At 60.4% G+C, this 17,216-nt stretch carries 22 protein-coding genes; 5 read left to right on the top strand and 17 right to left on the bottom strand.

The annotated features are described in order from the left end of the window. Positions 1-266: 266 nt before the first annotated feature. From ACD578_RS24545 to ACD578_RS24530, 4 genes are all read right to left on the bottom strand, one after another. Entirely contained in the window at positions 267-491 is a 225-nt protein-coding gene (locus ACD578_RS24545) for a WGR domain-containing protein (protein WP_404289321.1), read from the bottom strand. Continuing rightward, positions 484-720, bottom strand: a complete 237-nt coding sequence (locus ACD578_RS24540) for a hypothetical protein (RefSeq protein ID WP_404289319.1) — start codon at positions 718-720, stop codon at positions 484-486. The genes ACD578_RS24545 and ACD578_RS24540 overlap by 8 nt, the downstream gene beginning before the upstream one ends. Positions 721-807: 87 nt before the next feature. Further along, the gene (locus ACD578_RS24535) at positions 808-1,062 is read right to left on the bottom strand and encodes a hypothetical protein (protein WP_404289317.1); all 255 of its coding nucleotides are present in this window, start codon (positions 1,060-1,062) and stop codon (positions 808-810) included. Between the two features lie 31 nt (positions 1,063-1,093). After that, the gene (locus ACD578_RS24530; protein ID WP_404289315.1) at positions 1,094-1,378 is read right to left on the bottom strand and encodes a hypothetical protein; all 285 of its coding nucleotides are present in this window, start codon (positions 1,376-1,378) and stop codon (positions 1,094-1,096) included. A gap of 256 nt (positions 1,379-1,634) precedes the next feature. Between ACD578_RS24530 and ACD578_RS24525 the strand changes: the two genes are divergently transcribed. The 4 genes from ACD578_RS24525 to ACD578_RS24510 all read left to right on the top strand — a co-directional run bounded on the left by ACD578_RS24525 (position 1,635) and on the right by ACD578_RS24510 (position 5,112). Beyond that, positions 1,635-2,246, top strand: coding sequence for a LysE family translocator (locus ACD578_RS24525; protein ID WP_404289313.1), 612 nt, complete (start codon positions 1,635-1,637; stop codon positions 2,244-2,246). 526 nt (positions 2,247-2,772) lie between these two features. Beyond that, on the top strand, positions 2,773-3,582 hold the full coding sequence (locus tag ACD578_RS24520) for a hypothetical protein (RefSeq protein ID WP_404289311.1): 810 nt from the start codon (positions 2,773-2,775) through the stop codon (positions 3,580-3,582). Further along, a complete protein-coding gene (locus ACD578_RS24515; RefSeq protein ID WP_404289309.1) occupies positions 3,579-4,151 on the top strand; it encodes a type II toxin-antitoxin system VapC family toxin in 573 nt (190 codons plus the stop codon). The genes ACD578_RS24520 and ACD578_RS24515 overlap by 4 nt, the downstream gene beginning before the upstream one ends. A 724-nt stretch (positions 4,152-4,875) precedes the next feature. Continuing rightward, positions 4,876-5,112 carry a hypothetical protein gene (locus tag ACD578_RS24510; protein WP_404289307.1) on the top strand — a complete coding sequence of 79 codons (237 nt, stop codon included), beginning with the start codon at positions 4,876-4,878 and terminating at the stop codon, positions 5,110-5,112. Positions 5,113-5,903: 791 nt separating this feature from the next. Here the strand turns inward: ACD578_RS24510 and ACD578_RS24505 are convergent. From ACD578_RS24505 to ACD578_RS24470, 8 genes are all read right to left on the bottom strand, one after another. Next, a complete protein-coding gene (locus tag ACD578_RS24505; RefSeq protein ID WP_404289305.1) occupies positions 5,904-7,328 on the bottom strand; it encodes a phage/plasmid primase, P4 family in 1,425 nt (474 codons plus the stop codon). Then, positions 7,315-7,557 carry a hypothetical protein gene (locus tag ACD578_RS24500; protein WP_404289303.1) on the bottom strand — a complete coding sequence of 81 codons (243 nt, stop codon included), beginning with the start codon at positions 7,555-7,557 and terminating at the stop codon, positions 7,315-7,317. The genes ACD578_RS24505 and ACD578_RS24500 overlap by 14 nt, the downstream gene beginning before the upstream one ends. Then, positions 7,554-7,817 carry a PC4/YdbC family ssDNA-binding protein gene (locus tag ACD578_RS24495; RefSeq protein ID WP_404289301.1) on the bottom strand — a complete coding sequence of 88 codons (264 nt, stop codon included), beginning with the start codon at positions 7,815-7,817 and terminating at the stop codon, positions 7,554-7,556. The genes ACD578_RS24500 and ACD578_RS24495 overlap by 4 nt, the downstream gene beginning before the upstream one ends. Beyond that, the gene (locus ACD578_RS24490; protein ID WP_404289299.1) at positions 7,807-8,175 is read right to left on the bottom strand and encodes a hypothetical protein; all 369 of its coding nucleotides are present in this window, start codon (positions 8,173-8,175) and stop codon (positions 7,807-7,809) included. The genes ACD578_RS24495 and ACD578_RS24490 overlap by 11 nt, the downstream gene beginning before the upstream one ends. A 65-nt stretch (positions 8,176-8,240) precedes the next feature. Continuing rightward, entirely contained in the window at positions 8,241-8,450 is a 210-nt protein-coding gene (locus ACD578_RS24485) for a helix-turn-helix transcriptional regulator (RefSeq protein ID WP_404289297.1), read from the bottom strand. Between the two features lie 123 nt (positions 8,451-8,573). Continuing rightward, positions 8,574-9,593: a hypothetical protein gene (locus ACD578_RS24480; RefSeq protein WP_404289295.1), complete on the bottom strand. Its 1,020-nt coding sequence runs from the start codon at positions 9,591-9,593 to the stop codon at positions 8,574-8,576. 94 nt (positions 9,594-9,687) lie between these two features. Then, entirely contained in the window at positions 9,688-10,911 is a 1,224-nt protein-coding gene (locus ACD578_RS24475) for a tyrosine-type recombinase/integrase (RefSeq protein ID WP_404289293.1), read from the bottom strand. 322 nt (positions 10,912-11,233) lie between these two features. Then, positions 11,234-11,491 carry a hypothetical protein gene (locus tag ACD578_RS24470; protein WP_404289291.1) on the bottom strand — a complete coding sequence of 86 codons (258 nt, stop codon included), beginning with the start codon at positions 11,489-11,491 and terminating at the stop codon, positions 11,234-11,236. A 270-nt stretch (positions 11,492-11,761) separates the two neighbouring features. Here ACD578_RS24470 and ACD578_RS24465 point away from each other — a divergent pair, with 270 nt between their 5' ends. Further along, positions 11,762-12,091, top strand: a complete 330-nt coding sequence (locus ACD578_RS24465; protein ID WP_404289289.1) for a hypothetical protein — start codon at positions 11,762-11,764, stop codon at positions 12,089-12,091. Positions 12,092-12,222: 131 nt separating this feature from the next. Here the strand turns inward: ACD578_RS24465 and ACD578_RS24460 are convergent, their stop codons facing one another. The 5 genes from ACD578_RS24460 to rlmH form a co-directional block, all read right to left on the bottom strand. Next, a complete protein-coding gene (locus ACD578_RS24460) occupies positions 12,223-12,897 on the bottom strand; it encodes a DUF1236 domain-containing protein (RefSeq protein WP_404289287.1) in 675 nt (224 codons plus the stop codon). Positions 12,898-13,121: 224 nt separating this feature from the next. Further along, positions 13,122-13,670 (bottom strand): RNA pyrophosphohydrolase, encoded by a 549-nt coding sequence (locus ACD578_RS24455; RefSeq protein WP_404289286.1) that lies wholly within the window; start codon positions 13,668-13,670, stop codon positions 13,122-13,124. Positions 13,671-13,892: 222 nt separating this feature from the next. Beyond that, complete coding sequence (locus ACD578_RS24450; protein WP_152710645.1) at positions 13,893-15,209, bottom strand: S41 family peptidase; 1,317 nt, start codon at positions 15,207-15,209, stop codon at positions 13,893-13,895. Continuing rightward, positions 15,209-16,507, bottom strand: a complete 1,299-nt coding sequence (locus tag ACD578_RS24445) for a murein hydrolase activator EnvC family protein (protein ID WP_404289283.1) — start codon at positions 16,505-16,507, stop codon at positions 15,209-15,211. Before ACD578_RS24445 ends, ACD578_RS24450 begins: the two co-directional genes overlap by 1 nt. A gap of 192 nt (positions 16,508-16,699) precedes the next feature. After that, positions 16,700-17,194, bottom strand: a complete 495-nt coding sequence (gene rlmH, locus ACD578_RS24440; RefSeq protein WP_404289281.1) for a 23S rRNA (pseudouridine(1915)-N(3))-methyltransferase RlmH — start codon at positions 17,192-17,194, stop codon at positions 16,700-16,702. Positions 17,195-17,216: the final 22 nt, after the last annotated feature.

The raw sequence follows: 17,216 nt of genomic DNA, 5'->3' as shown, positions 1-17,216 counted from the left end.
AGTTAGACTCAATAGAGATGAGATTGTGGCAAGTTGAAAAACATATCTTCCTAAAATGGATTACCCATCTTCGTTGATTGATTAGGAATAATGCTAAGCCCACTCTATTTTTACCTGTCCTTATTCTAAAACGCGGTATTCGCCGATGCAGATCTGAGGGTTTGTAAGAAAGATTTTCCGGGTTTTCCCGAATTGCCACCCCTCACGAATCTGGCTCTGCCCTTCCCGCACCCGCCTCGACTCCGCCAAATGCCCTGCGACAGCCGCTACTCACAGGTCTCGATACCCCTCTTCCGCTTTGCCCGCGCAAAGGCCCTAAGCGCCTTTCCAGCCTCGATCTTGCTGGCGAACTCCTCGACCTTCTCCTGCCCATTGGTGCCGAACAGGTCCCGCTCCATCATGAGGCTGTAAAAGCGCGCCACGCGCCGCTCAGGATCACGCTTGTGCAGCACGAGGTGGTACTTGATCGGGGAGCGCAGCTCGTCAGGCATTAGGAACCCGAGGAAGCGGCATCCAGCCACGAACATGCTGATCGAAGTAGGTCGATGGGGCACGGGCCGAGAAGACGCGCCAGAAGCCTACTTCGAAGATGGTATCCGTTTCCCAGACGCCGACCGTCACCGGGAAATCTGGCGGAGCCTCATCGTCCTGGATCCAAAGGAGGATGGGAGATCCATCGCGTGGTGCGGCGCTCACGTCGAGCCATCGGCCTGTTGTCATTCATTCGCCTCCAATACATTCAGACTCTGGCTCTACCCTTGCCTCACCCGCCTTGGCTGTGCCAAATGTATCGTTCAGAATGATGCGTCAGGCACGATAGACGCGAGGCAGCGGCCGCCAGCCGACGATGTGTTGGTCGAAGTAGGTGTGGGTACCGTATCGAGCGCCGAAGACGCGCCAATGACTCCTCTTGGTGATGTCGTCGGTTTCCCATACTCCGACCGTCACCGGATAAGCGGGCGGTGCCTCTACATCCTCCATCCAGAGGATCACAGGGGTTCCGTCGCGTGGTGCCAACCTGACCGGATACCAGTCTTCCATGATGGCTCTTTCGCGGTTCAAACTCTAACTCCAATCTAACTCTGCCCTTCCCTCATCCGCCTCGGCTTTTCCGACTTGCCCGAGAGCGGGGATACTGCTCCGGCCGGGTCGACAGGTAGTGCCGATAGACCCCGACGACGCGCCGACCTGCTGCGCCCCGGCTCTCCTCGACCCCATTGGTGGGGCGGCCATAGCGCGGACCGGGGAGCGCCACGGTCATCGACCATTGCCACTGTCCGGACTGCGGTCCGCCCTCGATCAGATGGACGTTGCCGATAGTCTCGTCGCCCTCGACCATGTGGAAGCGCGGGAAACGAACCTCCGGGTCGAAGCCCATGAAGGCTTTCCTGTGCCATCCGCTGGCCGGATATACTTCGGCGGTTCTCATCCAGTAGATCATTTTACCGGTTCTCGTTTCGCTCTGCCCTACCCTCAACCGCCTCGGCTCTGCCGAATGCCCTGTAACAGCCGATCCAAGGCACTTCCATATACGGTTATCGGACCTTCAGGCGCTCAAACAGCAGCCCTTCCTTAGGGCGTTCGCCTCTGGCAAGCTACCGGCTTGAACATCGACGCCAGGCGAGGTGCCGCACATGAGCCTTGAGTTCCTGATCACCTCACTGATCGTGGTCGCATCGCCCGGTACTGGCGTCCTCGTGACCCTGGCCGCTGGTCTATCGCGGGGCGCGCGTGCTGCTGTTGTGGCAGCCTTCGGCTCTACGCTTGGCATCGTCCCGCACATGCTTGCCGCCATCACTGGTCTCGCGGCACTTCTGCACACGAGCGCAGTCGCCTTCCAGGTGATCAAGTACCTGGGCGTCGCTTACCTTCTCTACATGGCCTGGATGACGTTGAAAGAGCATGGCGCTTTGAAAATCGAAGCCGACCATAATCCGCGTTCGGATGGTCAGGTCATTGTCTCCGCCATCCTTGTCAACGTTTTAAACCCGAAGCTCTCGATCTTCTTTTTCGCCTTTCTGCCGCAGTTCATCCCAGTCGGCGAGGCGAACCCACTCTCACAGATGCTCGAACTATCTCTCGTCTTCATGGCCATGACCTTTGCGGTCTTTGTCATCTATGGCGTCTTCGCCGCATCCGTCCGGGACCACGTCATCTTCCGTCCGCGTATCCTTGCCTGGATGCGCAGGACATTCGCGGCCGCTTTCGTCGCGCTCGGCGCAAAGCTTGCAGTTGCGGACCGTTGATTAGTCTTTCACCCCGTCCAATCCGACCTGCTGGGTTCCGGGCAAACGCAACTCGTAGGGAGCCTCCCAGGCGCGGGTTCCCGCTGGCTGGCAAGGATCACGGCTATTCGTAGAGAGTCGGCCTAGGCGCTTGACCTACGCTCTGGTGCACCGCGGCAGATTTATAGAGACGGCTTGGGTGATCTTGAACCGTGCCGGAGCCTGGCTGGGCTATTCGGTCCTATCCATGATCGCTGGTGTTTCAACTGCACTCAAGCCGGATCAATAAGACCCGCCCTCCGCTCTCACGGGCAGGGAGGGGAGTAGAGGGACTTCGGCAAACTGAAGCTCTGATACCCAGGCTCTACCGATCTAGTCCTCACGTGCGTGCAGGCGTCAGCCTGCAATCTATCTAGCCCAAAGCAAACGTTGAAGTTTACCAATTTAGACGAAATGAGGCAGGCAACTATCTTGCGACCGGCTGCTTCTGGTATATGGAATATAAACACCGCTCCTAAGCTGGCGCGGCCGAGGGGGAAGAGCCACTATGCCCCAGGATGGCGAAATAACTCTGACTATCCATGGACTCGATGCATTCAATCGAGACGTGGACGGGGAGGTTTTTGCCGAAAAATTCACCGCTTTCATGAAAGCTTTGGCTGCCGCCGATACGGCAGCGAATGGCAAACGGCGGCACAAATTTCTGATCAGCGGCCTTGTCAAGAACACTGCGACGGCAAGCGTTCGAGAGCAGGTCGCCTCCGCCGGTGAAGTCCCAGACTCTAGCCTTTTTTATTACAAGAAGGGTCTAAGGGCGATTCACGAGGACAGTCCAGCTGCGCGCCGCCTCCCGGCTGATTTTATACGCCCGATTGCCAAACTAAACCGAGGGGTAGGCGACCGCTTCGAGTTTGGTGAAGTCAAGTTCTCCGGCGGTGAAGTAATTCGTATTGATGCGTTCCTACAGAAGCGGGCGGAGAAAATTCTTGCCGAGGTCGAGCGCCTCGAGAAGAGCCAAGAGACGTTCTTCAAAGGTCAGGCATATGGCGCCTTTGACGGCTTTCTTAAGACGGTCGATCTTAGGGGTGATGCGAAGCGAGCGTTCCTGATCCTAAGCGCAGGGAATTTGCAGATTGACTGCAGTGTCGACCACATCGAAGTTGAAAGACTTCGAAGTGCTCTGGACCAGCGAGCAATGGTTTACGGTCTTGCCTTCTATGATGGCGAGAGCGGGTTGCCTGCCAAGATCGAAGTCCGCGACATCCAGTTGCTAAAAGATCAACCTGATCTAGGTCGGTGGCGCGGCGCGTTTGCTGTCCCAACCAAAGACGAAGATGAAGACTGGGGCACCAATTGAGCGCCAATTTTCCGCACTACTACTGGGACACGTGTGTCTTTATCGCATTCTTGAACGATGAGCGAGCGGCGTATGGATCGACCATAGACCACATCACTCAACACCTTGAGGAAGCAAAGCAAGGCGAATGCAAGATTTACTGCTCAACGATCTCCATCGCTGAGATTACTGCCGGAAATCTGAAAAATTCAACTTACGGAACATTCACCGAATTTTTGCGAGATTATTCGTCTGCGGTAATCCAGATTACGCCCGATCCAGTTGTTATGGGGCTGGCAAGCCAACTGCGAGATCTTCGATACACGAAGGGGAACGGCAAGCGGAAACTCTTGACCCCCGATGCCATTCACCTCGCTTCTGCCATCACACTCCGGGACAACTATAAAGTTCCAATTACGGCGCTCCACACTTTCGATGATGGAAAAAGTAAGGGCCCAGATGGTAAGGGCGTGCCAATGCTCAGCATTGAGACATGGTGTGAAGGCATCGAAGAAGACCCGGTAGCGCAGAAGGTGATAACGCTCCGCCGAGATCACCCATTGCATCCCTTCCCAAGGATGTCGCTTTAGCCTTCAGTCCGTAGGTGTCACGAACATCCGTAGCTAGGTTCTTTTTGGCCAGGCTGAAACTGCTCCCCCGCATGGCCATTGTCCCTGTGGAAGCTTAGCTCCAATCCCTTGGCTTCCGTCCACGCAGGGCCTCCTCAACTAACTGGCAACGGCGGGTGAGGAGGCCTTTCTTGTCTCGATCCTATCAATGAGGCGCGTGGACTGAGAACCCCCTCTTCACCCCTTCATGCCCTACCCTCGGCGAGCCCCATCAGGAATCGAAGACATTCTCGCGCCAGATTGTCTCCTTACAAACGGCTCCCCTCAGGAGGTGCCTGTGCATGAACCTTGGACCGCTAGAGCGTCGATCAAGTGAGGGGCTCCCCATGAGCCTCGAAGGATGGTTTGCAAGCGAGACGACTGGTGAACCGACGAGGTGTATTGTCTGGGATCTGTCTGATGCCGAAGTACGTCTCGTGATCCCCCCTCCGGCCGATGTGCCTCTTGAGTTTGAACTTAAAATCCCAAGCGAGGGTGCGGCTGCCTGGGTCCGTCTCATCTGGAATAGGGGAAACCACTACGGGGCACGGTTCATCTGACAGCTGAGAAGTGAGACCATCCCTCTCCTCACCCCTTCACGCCATACCCTTGGCATGAAATTATTCCGCAAAATTGAGCGTTGCACCGATCCTATTGGCTCGAGTGTGGTTATACTCCTGCGGAGTTAACCCAAAAGGGGTGCGGCATGGTGATCACCTATTTGGCGGCGGCCTTGATCGGGGCTGGTTTCAGCTGTGTTCTGCTCTGGCCCTATGGAGCGGCCATCGCGTTTCTCAGCATGCCGTTCGGTGGCAGCCTGCTTGCAGTTATCGCTGCGGTCTTAGTTTACATGCGAGCCTCAGATGAGACTGAGTTGAGCGATGAGCACGCAGACCATACCAATCAGCCTCAGAGGTTGCAGACCACCGAAAGCCGCCAATAGGCCAAGCTGAACAGAAAGCCCCGCCAGTCCGAAGGCCAGCGGGGCAGATACCACGCTCAACCCTCTCTTCATCCCCTCATGCCATACCCTCAGCAGCGCCTGCACTCGCTCTCCAAAGGACTACCCCGTCCGAGATCGTAGCAAAAACTCCTAGTTTAGATATTTTTGGTTGCGAAATTAGGGAGACTTGCATGACCCAAGAGCAAGTCGAACATGTAGCGCAAACCTTTTACGAGGCAGAGTACCGTGCCGATTGGCACAACGCTCCTGGAAGGCTCCGGGAGCACTTCAGACACCGTGCCCGCACGGCCCTTGCCACCCTCAACCGCCAGATCACAGCGTGCCGGTCGGCTAGGAGTCCGATATCCTGACCGTCGGCCAAGGTGCGCCAGCCGGACTGCTCATGTTAGCGTTTAAACGCAAGCCGCAGGAAGCCCTCCAGGCGCGATTTCCAAGCTTCTGGCTACCCATGTAGCGGCGGAGGGCACTTTGGCCGTCCTGGGCACGATCCCGGCCATTTCCTGAGTCTTCGGCTGCGGGAGTGTGGTCGATTGGCCGCGAGCCGGGCACAATGTCCGCCGTCCTCCCGGAGTGAGTCCTGCCAAGCTGCCGATGGTGGCTCGCATCACGACGATGGCCGAACCCTCATGGCGCATGCTCAGCAGCGTAGACGGATCTTGGCAAAGGAATACAAACCATGACGCATGACGCTTTATGACGCTTGTTTCGGCATAGCGCCTATACGTGTGTGCGCCCGTAGGGCGATTAACGGAAAAATGCTGCATCAAGCGTCATGCGTCATGGTCGGTCCCCTGGACAGGCTTCAGCCGAATGCCTTTGAAACCTCGTCCGGCGTAGGATCTGTAATGCTCAAACCCTCGGCGCTTCAGGTTGTCGGCGAACGCCCTCTGGCTGCCCGCCTCTTCGCCTGCCCGCGCGGCATAGCCTCGCCAGGACTGGAACAGGATGGTGCTGCTCTCGGACTTGTAAGGGTTGTCGGGCTCGACCTCGCATGCGTCTTGCAGCCATTGCCCGAAGAGGTCCTGCTCGCCGAAATAGTCATCGGTCGCCGCAACCACGCTCGCCGGGCGCGTCAGTCCCTCCCTCTGCCAGTCTAGGCAGCCCTCAATCATCCAACGCAGGATGGCCGGGTATTCGGCTCTCAGCTTCTCCTCCAGCTGAAGATCGGGCTGCTCGGGCTTACGGGTGAATGGTACGATGTTGAAGCGTCGGCGCGCTGCATCGTCGACGTTTTGGAGGACCGGCCTGTGGTTGCCCACGATGGTCAGCTTGAACTGCGGGGTGAAGGTGAAAAAATCCTGCCGCATGAAGCGAGCCGTGATCCTGTCTCCGCCCGTCATCTGTTTGATCCTGGCCTCCGCCCAAGCCCGGCCTTCTTCAGTCTCGGAGGCGGTCACGAGCCGCGCTCCACGAAGCATTGCAAGGTCTGTCGGGTGTTTGTCGCTCTTCGACGTTGTGAAGGTGTCCATGGCGGCAGTCGCCGCATAGGCGTCCAGGATTTCGGTCAGGACATTGAGAAAGACGGACTTGCCGTTCCCGCCAGGGCCATAGATGAACACGAGAGCCTGTGCTCGTGTTGCGCCCGTCAGGGCATAGCCGCTCCATTGCTGGAGAAACCAGATCAGGTCAGCGTCTCCGCCTGTGGCTTCATCAAGGAACCGAAGCCACAGAGGGCAATCGGCACGCTCTGCCGGAGTAACGGCCGTCGAGCGCGTGAGGCCCTCTCTGGCTTCGCTTGGCCTGATTCTGCCGGTGCGCAGGTCCACCGTTCCGCCAGGGCTGCCAAGCAGGTAGGGGTCTCCATCCCACGCTTCCATGGTGACGGCGAAGGTGGGATCGGATCGAGCGAACTTCTCTACGCCGCTCGCGAAGCTCGTCTTGCTGGTGACGTAGCGAACCCTGTCGGGCTCGCTCAAGCTCAGCCGACGGGCCAGTTCTCGCGCCCATTGGAACGCCAAGTCGGTGCGGTTCAGACGCCAGACCGAGCCGGTCCATTCGTACCACGCGCCGGTATCGTGGCAGTAGCGCAGCCGGTCGCGGTAGATGTCCGCGAACGCGCAAGCCGCCGAGTCCTCCGTGATGATGTCGGTTCGGGGCTTTGGAGTCTTGCGACGTTGGCGGGACTGGGCAGGTTCGTCTGCCACCGGGCCAAGAGCGGCCATTTCCACCGCGAAGGGATCGTTATCGAGGGCCATGTTCGTGGCCTCCCTTGTGCGCTTTCATGGCCTTGAGGTCAGCCATCGTGGCGAGGGCACTGCGCGTATACGCCACCCAATGGCGGATCGCGTATTCGAGGCCGGTGTCGTCGCCGAGTTCGGCATAGGTCATCGCCAGCTTGACCTGGAGGGAGACCATCCCGGCCATCTCGTGAATGGCCTCGCGGAAGACATCGGGCGTGCCGTGCGATATCTGGTCCGAGTTCATGAGGTTCCCTCCCGGTCCACCAGGAGACCCGTGCTGCGGGCGTGGGCCAGTGCCTTGGCGAGCGCATCGGCGAGGTCAGGCAGATGCCGCACCGCAAGCGTCAGGCCACTCTTGCCGGGCCGCAGTTCGCCAGCCGCGTCAGACCACCACGAGCGGCAGTCGATGATGGTCTGGCCGTTGAAGCGGTCGAGCCGCACGCGCAGCGTCTCGCGAGAGTTGCGCTGCCACTCGGCCAGGGTGACGGGAAGCTCATGCGGCATCGCACACCTCCCCGGCCCGAAGCAGCTTCAGGACCGTGATGGACGAGCGCAAGACGTATCGCCCGTGACTGCCAGCAAACGGGCCTGAGTGACGCTCGTCTGCCGTCTCAATGTCGAGGCTCTTGCGCCGCAGCTTCATCACGTAATGCGACAGCCTCGCACCGGGCACTTCGAGCGTCGTGACGCCTTTGTCGCCGCGCGTCATGAGAAGGTGGAGCATCCAGGCTTCACGCCCGATAACCTGGAGTTGCTGTCCCTCGAAGAGGAACGTCATTGCGATGACGGGCGGGTTGGCGGAATGGGATTTGCCGTTATGCGCGGCATTGCGCTGCGCGGTAGTCGTGATAAGAATTGACATTGCAAGCATCTCTTCATGGCCCTGCCCGAGTTCACGCCTCTGGCGGGGCTTTCTGTTGACGGGGATCAGGCGGCGGTCGCGGTGCTTTCGGAGGTCGAGCGGCGCACGCGCTCGTTCATCCACGCCCTTACAGTCGGGATGTGGTAGCGGACCGATTTGCCAATCTTGGTGAAGGGAGGCGTATCGCCGGTCAGGCGGCGCTTATTCCAGGTGCTGGCGCTGATGCCGGTAATCTCGGCCAGCTTGCGCGTATCGACGTATTCGTGATGGTCCATAGCCGTCTTCCTTGGTGAGGAAATGCCCGGAAACTCCGGGGACGGTTATGCAAATGAACCAAGCTTCGGTCAGCTGATACAGACAACACGGGACATGTCCGTAATGTCCTGTAATGTCCGATGTCAGGTCTGCGGAAGGCTCTTGAGGACGCGGGTTATCTGCTTGTCGCTTACTGCCGCGCACTTGTTGGCCTTCAACCAGCCGTTAATTTCTTTATTGCGCTGCCCAACCAGCAAAGATGCGGGAGGTCCGTCTTCGCCCCACATATTCTTGACTGCTCTAATCACATTGTCGCTTTTGACGCGGTTCCGCCGTGGTCGCGCACCATCACCGGTCTCCTCGGAGCTGTTGGCATAGGGTCCTTGGTCACTCCTCCGAGATTTCGATACAGCTGGTATAGCCGTCGAAGTTGTCATCATGGGATCAGCCACAGGCGGCGCTTCCGCGACTGACCCGGCGTCCGTGCGCGACAGCGACTGATCCCCGCTTAGAAGTGCCGCAAGCTCCTCATCTTTGACAAGAACGTTCATGAGCGCGTCCTGCTTGTGCGCATTCTCCACCCGGCGCGCACTCCACCCGGCAGCCTCCATCTCCCTGGGATGTCCGCCATGGTTGCCGAGGACGTAGCCTGCAAGTTTCCCATCGTGCAGGTCCAGCCGAAGCCGCTTCCATGCAGCGTCGATCAGCGACGCGCGTCTCTCCATGCGCTGCCGGATCGAAATGACCTCATCATCCGGGACGATATCCCGGCGCGCAGCCCTCTCCTGGTCCTCGCTTAGCGGACGTGCCGGAAGCGAAGTTTCAGCCCAGTGGACTGATGCCCTCCGGGTGGCAGAATTGACGTTGCCCGCAGATGCAGCGCGCGCTTTGTCGGCTTTTCGACGCTTTGCCTCAAGGTCGCGCTCCCACGTGTCCAGGCGCTTCAGGTCCGCGACAGACCGGCCGTGGTGTGCGAGCCGCTCCTGCTCAACGGAGGTGACATTCGTTCTTGCGTACTCGTCGGGGAAGTATGCCGCCGCCGCTCGATCAACCGCCGTCGCCAGCGGGCAGTATCCTTCGGGGATAAATGGGTTCGGCGCGCAACTCTCGCGTAACTTGGCAAGCCTGCGCTCGAAATCGTCCAGGGTCGCTTTGTAACTCATCACCATCACCGCCACACCGCCTCAAGGGCGGCGCGGGGCAAGCATCCCGACGGTGATGGGACGCAACAGGTGGCCACCTGTCCCCGCGCCTTCGCTAATCCCCTCCGGCACCTTTCCGAAGAGGAACAACCTGTTGTTCTCCCGCCTCGGAAGGCGAAGCCTGGGCCCCGGCGGAGAAGAGAATTGAACCTGCGATGCGCTCCGCCAGCTCACGCACGGGATCGGTTTGCCGCGACACGTAGCGTCCGGTCATGGCGAGCGTCTTGTGCCCGAGCGCATCGCGCAGGACGAGCGCGTTCGCCCCGAGTGACGCTCCTCGCGTCGCAAAGGCGTGACGCAGATCATGAAGATGTAGATCCCCGACCTTCGCGGCCCTGCACACGGCGGCCCAGGCGTCGCGGATGTTGGACGCAGTCAGCGGGCCGGTGCCCTCGTCGTTGGCGACGACCCACCCGCCCGGCCTGGAGGCTGAGCGCAGAAGCGCCACGACTGGCCCCGGCAGCGGCACCGTGCGAGCACCCGCCTTGGCATTCTCGGCGCGCAGGCGGAGCACGGCGGCGTCCAGATCGATATCGGACCATTTGGCCGTCAGCCACTCGCCCCGCCGACACCCGGTCAGCGGAAGGAGCTTGAACAGGAGGCGGGCATGGGGCCGGATCGGCGCTTCGTCGATGGCTCTCCACACGGCTCTCAGCTCGTCGTCAGTGGGAACCCGGTCACGGGACTTCTCGGGATGCGGCGTAATCCCCCGCGCCGGATTGTCGGCAATCAGCTCGTCCGCGACCGCGAGCTGAAGCGCCTTGCGCAGGATGGCGAGGTCGAGATTGGCCTGCCGTGGCCGATGCGTCTGCTTGGAATGCCAGCCCCGGATCTGCGCCCTCGTGAGGTCGGACAGGCGCGTTGCTCCGAACGCGGGGATGAGCGTCCGATTGATCATCTCCTCGAATGCCTTGGCCGTGCTGGCCCTGCGCTTGGGCTTCCAATGCTGCTCCAGCGCCGTGAGCAGAATGTCTTTGACCGTGGGCTCCTTCTTGCGAGCCGTCCGGGCAGCCGCTGGATCTTCACCATGGGCGACACGGGCCAGGATTTTCTTCGCCTCTCCTCGGGCCTGATCGGGGGTCAGGGAGCCATGGCGGCCTATCGAGATCCGGCGGGTCGGAAAGCCCCTCCCCCGCCCGGCCCGGTATTCCACGAGGTAGGTTTTCGAGCCGTCCGCATTCAGCCGGACAGCGAAGCCGGTCAGCTCGTCGTCGCGGACGACCCGTCCGGCATCCTCCGGCTTGAGCCCATCGACAAGGCGCTTCGTAATCCTCGGCATGCCACCCTCCAGGGGGCCGTTTCCCGCCTCCGTGTCGGCACCATGTCGGCACCGAAAGGCAAACGAAGGACAACATGAGGAAACGTCGTGCTAAGAAAGAGTAAAGCCCATCAATGGCTTAGTGTCATCACAGGAAACGTCGGGAAACGTGAGACAACAAGACGCACAGAACTCAAAATCGAGTTCCGCAAGGAGTGCTGGTTCGATCCCGGCCAGGGGCACCATTCCGGCTTTCAGACGCCTTGAACCCAGCCTCTCGGGGCGCAGTTCACTCGGAGACCGTGAAGGCTCCTCGGCAAAATTGCCTGCCGAACCACAAGAACTACGGCTCATCCTCGACGATAGGCTCACCGGGCGTATCCTGTATCGGTCCCTCCTCCTCGCTCTTGTGCAGTTTTGGATGGCTCTTCGCGGGCGCTGAGGCATCCGTTCGCGCTTGGCGCGCAGCATTGAACTCACCATCCGCCTGTCGCTTTGCCTCAGCGGCGTCTAGCTCCTGTTTCGTCCGCACATAATCAACGGCAGCATTTTCTGATGCTGCTCCCTTTTGCGGTTTTGTATCGTCCGGCTTTTTCGCCATGGGAGAACCTCCGAGCAGGGCGGGAGGTCACGAACGTCTCTCGCCCGGCCATTTACGTCGTCCCTCAAGGTTCGCTGCGAACCCGACTCTCTTTTCGAGGGTCTCCTCAATCCAACATGCAGAAATGGCATGCGTTCCGAATGCTCCGTTTGCCCGCCCCTGGCGGTGCACCCGCCAACGGCAGGAGAACCGGATGGATCTCAAGTGCGGACGCTGCTTCTGGATCCGATGCCGTAACGCTTTAGGGCTACCCCATCTTCAAACTTGCGAATGACATTCTCTTTCGAACAAATGGCCGCGGCCGAAGGAAGATGCGGATTTATGATCGGGGCGGCGCAAACCTGCGCCAGGGGGATTTCGGCACACATCATTGATTGCATTCAAAGCCGCGAGGAGGGGCTTGTGATGGAAGCCGAAATCGAATTCGTTGCCCGCGCTCTCTATACTGCCGAGGATGATGCGCAAGATTGGGACCGTGAATCCAACATCATCAAGGACGAGTTTCGCCTTTATGCCCGCGCAGCCCTGGAACTGCTTGCGGAGAAGCGCAAGCCAAAGACGTTCGACGCAAAGATCTGTATATTTCCCTATGCTGCCTGAGGTGCATCCCGCACGTTGCATGAACCCTCTGTGCAGCACAGTCAGGACGTTATTCGACAACTATTGAAAGGCGAAGGCCCGCGGCCGATCGGCCGCGGGCCTCGTTTCTTCAACGCGAAGAATGAACTCGATCAGCCTCGACGCTCGATCACCGTGACGATCCGGCGGGAGCTCGGCTCAACGATCACGATCTGATCGCGGACGACCACGTATTTACATTCCGGCAGGCCGGACAGGATGCGCTCCACGTTGTCCGGGCAGTCGTACAAGGTCGTCACGGATGTCGGAATGGTCGAGCCGACGCTGACGCTGAAGGTCACATTCGAGATCGGCTGAACATTCACGCTGCGGAACGACTCGGTGATCTGGGTCCGCTGCTCCGACGTCACATTGACGCTCGTAGAGTTGGACGAGGTGGTGCTGCCGGTCGTGTTGGCGGCTCCGCCTGACTGGCTGGCCGTGTTGCCCGTCGTACCGCTCGTCCCGCCAGAAGCCGTACCGGATGCGTTGCCGCGTGTCCCGCTGGACGTGCCGGATGAGGCGCTATCCGTCGAGCTGCCGGCGCTGCCCGAAGGAGCGCTCCCACCGCTGGAGGCGGAGCCCGACGTCGTTCCGCTCGACGTCCCGGATGCAGCGCCACCTGCGGCACCACCGGAGCCGGAGGAGCTGCCGGGAGTCGTGATCGTCGAGCCGCCCGAAGCACCGCCGGAGCTGCTGCCGCTTGAACCGCCACTCGTCTGGGCCATGGCCGCGACGCTCAAGGAAAGAGCCGCTGCCGCAACGGTTGCCATCAAAGTTGTGCGCATCGAAAGATCTCCCATGAATAGAGTGCTCGCAAGAGCTCTCTGCAATGCGTATCAACGAGATGTTTTCGGCAGGGTTCCGCCCCTCTCTTTGGAGTTATGTAGCGTACATCTCCCGTTCATCTTCATGAACGTTTTGCACCGCAATGCCGACTTGCTTCGTAACCTGGACAGACATCACCTGCCAGAGCTTAAGCTACGATGCCGATGAAATAACCTCTGCTTGATCAGGGGCGATCTGAGGCCTGTAGGTGCTGCAACGAGAGCGGTGCGAAAGCCGCAACGACCTTCTCGTAAACCGGTCGCTTGAATGGGATGATCAGTTCGGGAAGCTTATGCATCTCCTCCCAGCGCCATTCGTCAAATTCAGGCCTATGGCCGCCACCGCCGGGTTGCTGAATGTTGATCTCGCTCTCGTTCCCTTCGAAGCGAAAGGCAAACCATTTCTGGTTCTGGCCGCGATAGCGCCCACGCCAAGCACGCCCTGCAACCATGGACGGGAGGTCATAGGCATACCATTCCGGAGCTTCGGCCAGGAGGCTCACCGAACGGACGCTCGTCTCTTCATGGAGTTCGCGCAGGGCAGCCTGGTAAGGCTCTTCGCCGGGATCGATACCGCCCTGCGGCATCTGCCAGGAATATCCGTCGGTGGCGGTATCGGCCTCGGAACGACGCCGGCCGATGAAGACCAAACCGTCTTTGTTGATCAGCATGACACCGACACAGGAGCGATAGGGCAGATCTTTTCTGGCCTGTGATCCTCTTGCGCTCCTCATTCGACTTTCACTCCCTCGATGCGGCCCCATGGTGCAACCGGTTCTTGATGATTGCCGACGCTGACGCATGGTTCCAAAGCAGGAAAAGAGAGTGCCGGTTCACCGCTCCTTGCACAAGCCTTTCCGCGTGGTTGTGAGAAGCCGAATGAAAAATGGGCCTGACGGTGTATCCCGTCAGGCCCATTTGCAGCATTGTTTCTCAACCGAAAGGGCGAACCACGATCAGTTGGGCGTTGTGGTCGTGTTGGCAGCACCCTTGCGAACGCCATGCAGCAGGTCGTAAGCGGCAAGAAGCTGCTTGTCCTTGGCCGGATCCGGCGGAACGTAAGCGGAGGAACCGCCGCGCTCTTCCTTCTCGCCGCCATTCTGCAGGTGGCCACGCAGACCGGCCTCGCCCTTGGTCTCATCCTTGCCCTTCAGCTCGTCAGGCACTTCCTGCAGCACCTCGATGTCGGGATCGATGCCCTTGGCCTGGATCGACCGGCCGGCCGGGGTGTAGTAGCGCGCCGTCGTCAGGCGCACGGCGCCATTGCCGCCGAGCGGGATGATGGTCTGCACGGAGCCCTTGCCAAAAGAGCGGGTTCCGAGAACCGTCGCACGTTTGTGGTCCTGCAGAGCGCCGGCCACGATCTCGGAAGCCGAGGCCGAGCCGCCGTTGACGAGCACCACCAGTGGCTTGCCCTTGGCCAGATCGCCGACCTTGGCGCTGAAGCGCTGCGTATCCTCGGCATTCCGGCTGCGGGTCGAGACGATCTCGCCCCGGTCGAGGAAGGCATCGGAGACCATGATCGCCTGGTCGAGCAGACCACCCGGGTTGTTGCGCAGGTCGATGACGAAGCCCGCCACCTTGTCGGCGCCGATATCGGTCGTGAGCTTCTCGATGCCTGCACGCAGGCCCTCGAAAGTCTGCTCGTTGAACTGGGTCACGCGCAGAACGCCGATGTCACCTTCCATGCGGGCGCGCACCGGACGGACCTTGATGGTCTCACGGGTCAGCTTCACCACCACCGGATCCTTGGCTTCCTTGCGCTGGATCTTGAGGGTGACCGAGGAATTGACCGGACCGCGCATCTTGTCGACGGCCTGGTTCAGGTTGAGGCCCTGAACGGGTTCGTCGTTGATGTGGGTGATGACGTCGTTGGCCAGGACGCCGGCTCTGGAGGCAGGCGTCTCGTCGATCGGCGTCACGACCTTGACGAGACCGTCCTCCATGGTGACCTCGATGCCGAGGCCACCGAACTCGCCGCGGGTCTGCACCTGCATGTCGCGGAAGCTCTTGGCGTCCATGTAGCTCGAATGGGGATCGAGCGAGGTCAGCATGCCGTTGATAGCCGATTCGACGAGCTTCGACTCTTCGGGCTTCTCAACGTAATCCGTCCGGACCTTCTCGAAGACGTCTCCGAAAAGGCTCAGCTGGCGGTACGTGTCAGCCGAGGCGGCGACCGCGCTCATGCCCGACAGAAGGCTGGTCTGAGACACCATGGTCGCGGTGCCCGCGCCAATGGCCGCACCGAGAATCAAAAGGGATAGTTTGCGCATTATCCGCGAACCTTTTCGCTTAGCGATTTTGCCCACCAGGGACCTGGGTCAATTGAACCGCCGTCTTTCCTGAACTCAACATAGAGGACGGGATTGTTCTTTTCTATGGCGGCGCCGATCAAACTCATGAGAGGAGCTTCTCCCATGGTCGCAACGGGTTCGCCTGCGAGCACGAACTGCCCGACATCGACGTTGATGTGGTCCATACCGGCCAGAAGAATATAGTATCCCCCACCGGCATTGATGATCAAGAGTCGACCGTAAGATCGGAAGGGTCCGGCAAAGGACACCCATCCGTCGGTGGGTGATACCACACTCGCCTTGGGCCGTGTCGTGATCGAAATGCCACGCGTCGTTCCGCCATAGCCGTCCGGAGCCCCGAAGTCCAAGGTCGTGTCACCGCTGACCGGCCGCGGCAAGAGGCCCCGGGCCTCGGAAAACGGGATCTTCGGGGCCAATCGAGCCGGATCCCGGAAGGCGAGCTGGGCAAATTTCTCCCGGGTTTCGCGCTCCTGCGCCTCGGCAGCCTTACGGGCGTCCTCGGCAGCACGCTGGGCCCCGGCGACTTCCGCTTCCATGCGATCGACCAGCTCTTTCAGCGTGCCGGCCTGACGAGAGAGTTCCTCGGCCTTCTGCCGCTCGGCGCCGGCATTGCGCTCAACCTCGGCGATGCGGCTCTGCCGAGCCTCCATGAGGGCCGCCAGGCGCTCCTGCTCCCGGTTGAGGGCCGTCAGCTCCCCATTCAGGGTCGTGCGGTCGGTGGTGATGGCCTCCTTGAGGCGCACGAGCTCGGCAAGGTCTGTTGCCAAAACCTCGGCCTCGCCCCGCAGTTCTGGCAGAACGGCACCCAGCATGATCGAAGCGCGGACCGCCTCAAGCATATCCTCAGGCCTCACCAGAACGGCTGGGGGCGGACGGCGGCCCATGCGCTGCAGGGCAGCGAACACCTCGATGATGACGCCGCGGCGGCTCTGCAGGGAGCGGCGAATGGCCGCTTCGCTGGAGCTGAGGGTCTGCAGCCTCTGTTCCAGCCCCCGGATCCGGTCTTCGGTGCCGCGCATCCGGCCGGCGGTGTCGATCAGGGCGGTATTGAGCTTGGCCCGGTCGGCCTTGACGTCCTCGATTTCGGCCTCAAGGCGCTTGCGTGCATCGGCATTGGCCGCGATGGCCTCTTCCAAAACCTTCAGGTTCTGCTGCCGTCTCGCCTTTTCCTCGGCCGTTTGGTCTGGCACTGGTTGCGCTGCGGGCGCAGCAGGTCGCTGCTGGGCCCCGACGGGGCCCAAGCCGGTAAGAATCATCCAGATGGCAAGGCCGAGCGCATCGTGCGGAAAAGTGAACCCGGTTTTCCGCCGACGCGGACCTTCGGTTTGTTCCGAACGAGGCGCTTGTGACGAAAGAGTGCATCGGATCGATCCCAAGAGTGGAAGCCACTTTTGGGTCCGGTGCTCGGTAGCCTTGCGAAGGAAATAGAACTTGAAGCGGATCATCCGTCAGGAATCATGGTGGCCGGCGCGATGATAAGGGTGTCCGGCTATGATTGTCAGGGCTCTATAGAGCTGCTCGGCCACGAGCGCCCGTACGATCTGGTGCGGCATAGTGAGCGATCCGAAGGAGACGACGAGGTCGGCGCGCCCTCTCAGCTTGGGTTCGAGACCGTCGGGACCGCCGATCACACAGGCCACGCCGGAGCGGCCTTCATCTCGCCACTGCCTGATTCGCTCGGCGAAAGCCTCGCTGGACGGGCTCTTGCCACGCTCGTCGAAGACGATCAGCACGGACGAGCCGGCCTTTTCGAGAAGGGCCGCAGCTTCTTCCGTGCGCCGGTCGTCGTCTCGGCGTGCCCGGCTCTCGGGCAATTCGACGATGTCGAACCCCGCCAAGCCCAAGGCACGGCCCATGCCTTCGACCCGCTGCTTATAGCGCTCGACAAGCTCCCGCTCGGGGCCGTTCTTGAGACGGCCCACAGCCAGCAAGCTCAGTCGCACGTATCTCGCCTTATCATTTCAG

Source organism: Microvirga sp. RSM25, from assembly GCF_044784385.1.
Taxonomy (GTDB): domain Bacteria; phylum Pseudomonadota; class Alphaproteobacteria; order Rhizobiales; family Beijerinckiaceae; genus Microvirga; species Microvirga tunisiensis.
This window is presented reverse-complemented; position numbering and strand designations above follow the sequence as displayed.

Coding starts and splice junctions, on each gene's coding strand:
- ACD578_RS24455 (WP_404289286.1), bottom strand. CDS start 13,670: ATGAGGAGCGCAAGAGGATCACAGGCCAGAAAAGATCTGCCCTATCGC.
- ACD578_RS24505 (WP_404289305.1), bottom strand. CDS start 7,328: ATGGCCCTCGATAACGATCCCTTCGCGGTGGAAATGGCCGCTCTTGGC.
- ACD578_RS24540 (WP_404289319.1), bottom strand. CDS start 720: ATGACAACAGGCCGATGGCTCGACGTGAGCGCCGCACCACGCGATGGA.
- ACD578_RS24500 (WP_404289303.1), bottom strand. CDS start 7,557: ATGAACTCGGACCAGATATCGCACGGCACGCCCGATGTCTTCCGCGAG.
- ACD578_RS24545 (WP_404289321.1), bottom strand. CDS start 491: ATGCCTGACGAGCTGCGCTCCCCGATCAAGTACCACCTCGTGCTGCAC.
- ACD578_RS24485 (WP_404289297.1), bottom strand. CDS start 8,450: ATGGACCATCACGAATACGTCGATACGCGCAAGCTGGCCGAGATTACC.
- ACD578_RS24495 (WP_404289301.1), bottom strand. CDS start 7,817: ATGCCGCATGAGCTTCCCGTCACCCTGGCCGAGTGGCAGCGCAACTCT.
- ACD578_RS24520 (WP_404289311.1), top strand. CDS start 2,773: ATGCCCCAGGATGGCGAAATAACTCTGACTATCCATGGACTCGATGCA.
- ACD578_RS24510 (WP_404289307.1), top strand. CDS start 4,876: ATGGTGATCACCTATTTGGCGGCGGCCTTGATCGGGGCTGGTTTCAGC.
- ACD578_RS24490 (WP_404289299.1), bottom strand. CDS start 8,175: ATGTCAATTCTTATCACGACTACCGCGCAGCGCAATGCCGCGCATAAC.
- ACD578_RS24445 (WP_404289283.1), bottom strand. CDS start 16,507: ATGATTCTTACCGGCTTGGGCCCCGTCGGGGCCCAGCAGCGACCTGCT.
- ACD578_RS24475 (WP_404289293.1), bottom strand. CDS start 10,911: ATGCCGAGGATTACGAAGCGCCTTGTCGATGGGCTCAAGCCGGAGGAT.
- ACD578_RS24465 (WP_404289289.1), top strand. CDS start 11,762: ATGACATTCTCTTTCGAACAAATGGCCGCGGCCGAAGGAAGATGCGGA.
- ACD578_RS24470 (WP_404289291.1), bottom strand. CDS start 11,491: ATGGCGAAAAAGCCGGACGATACAAAACCGCAAAAGGGAGCAGCATCA.
- ACD578_RS24460 (WP_404289287.1), bottom strand. CDS start 12,897: ATGCGCACAACTTTGATGGCAACCGTTGCGGCAGCGGCTCTTTCCTTG.
- ACD578_RS24530 (WP_404289315.1), bottom strand. CDS start 1,378: ATGGGCTTCGACCCGGAGGTTCGTTTCCCGCGCTTCCACATGGTCGAG.
- ACD578_RS24450 (WP_152710645.1), bottom strand. CDS start 15,209: ATGCGCAAACTATCCCTTTTGATTCTCGGTGCGGCCATTGGCGCGGGC.
- ACD578_RS24480 (WP_404289295.1), bottom strand. CDS start 9,593: ATGAGTTACAAAGCGACCCTGGACGATTTCGAGCGCAGGCTTGCCAAG.
- ACD578_RS24525 (WP_404289313.1), top strand. CDS start 1,635: ATGAGCCTTGAGTTCCTGATCACCTCACTGATCGTGGTCGCATCGCCC.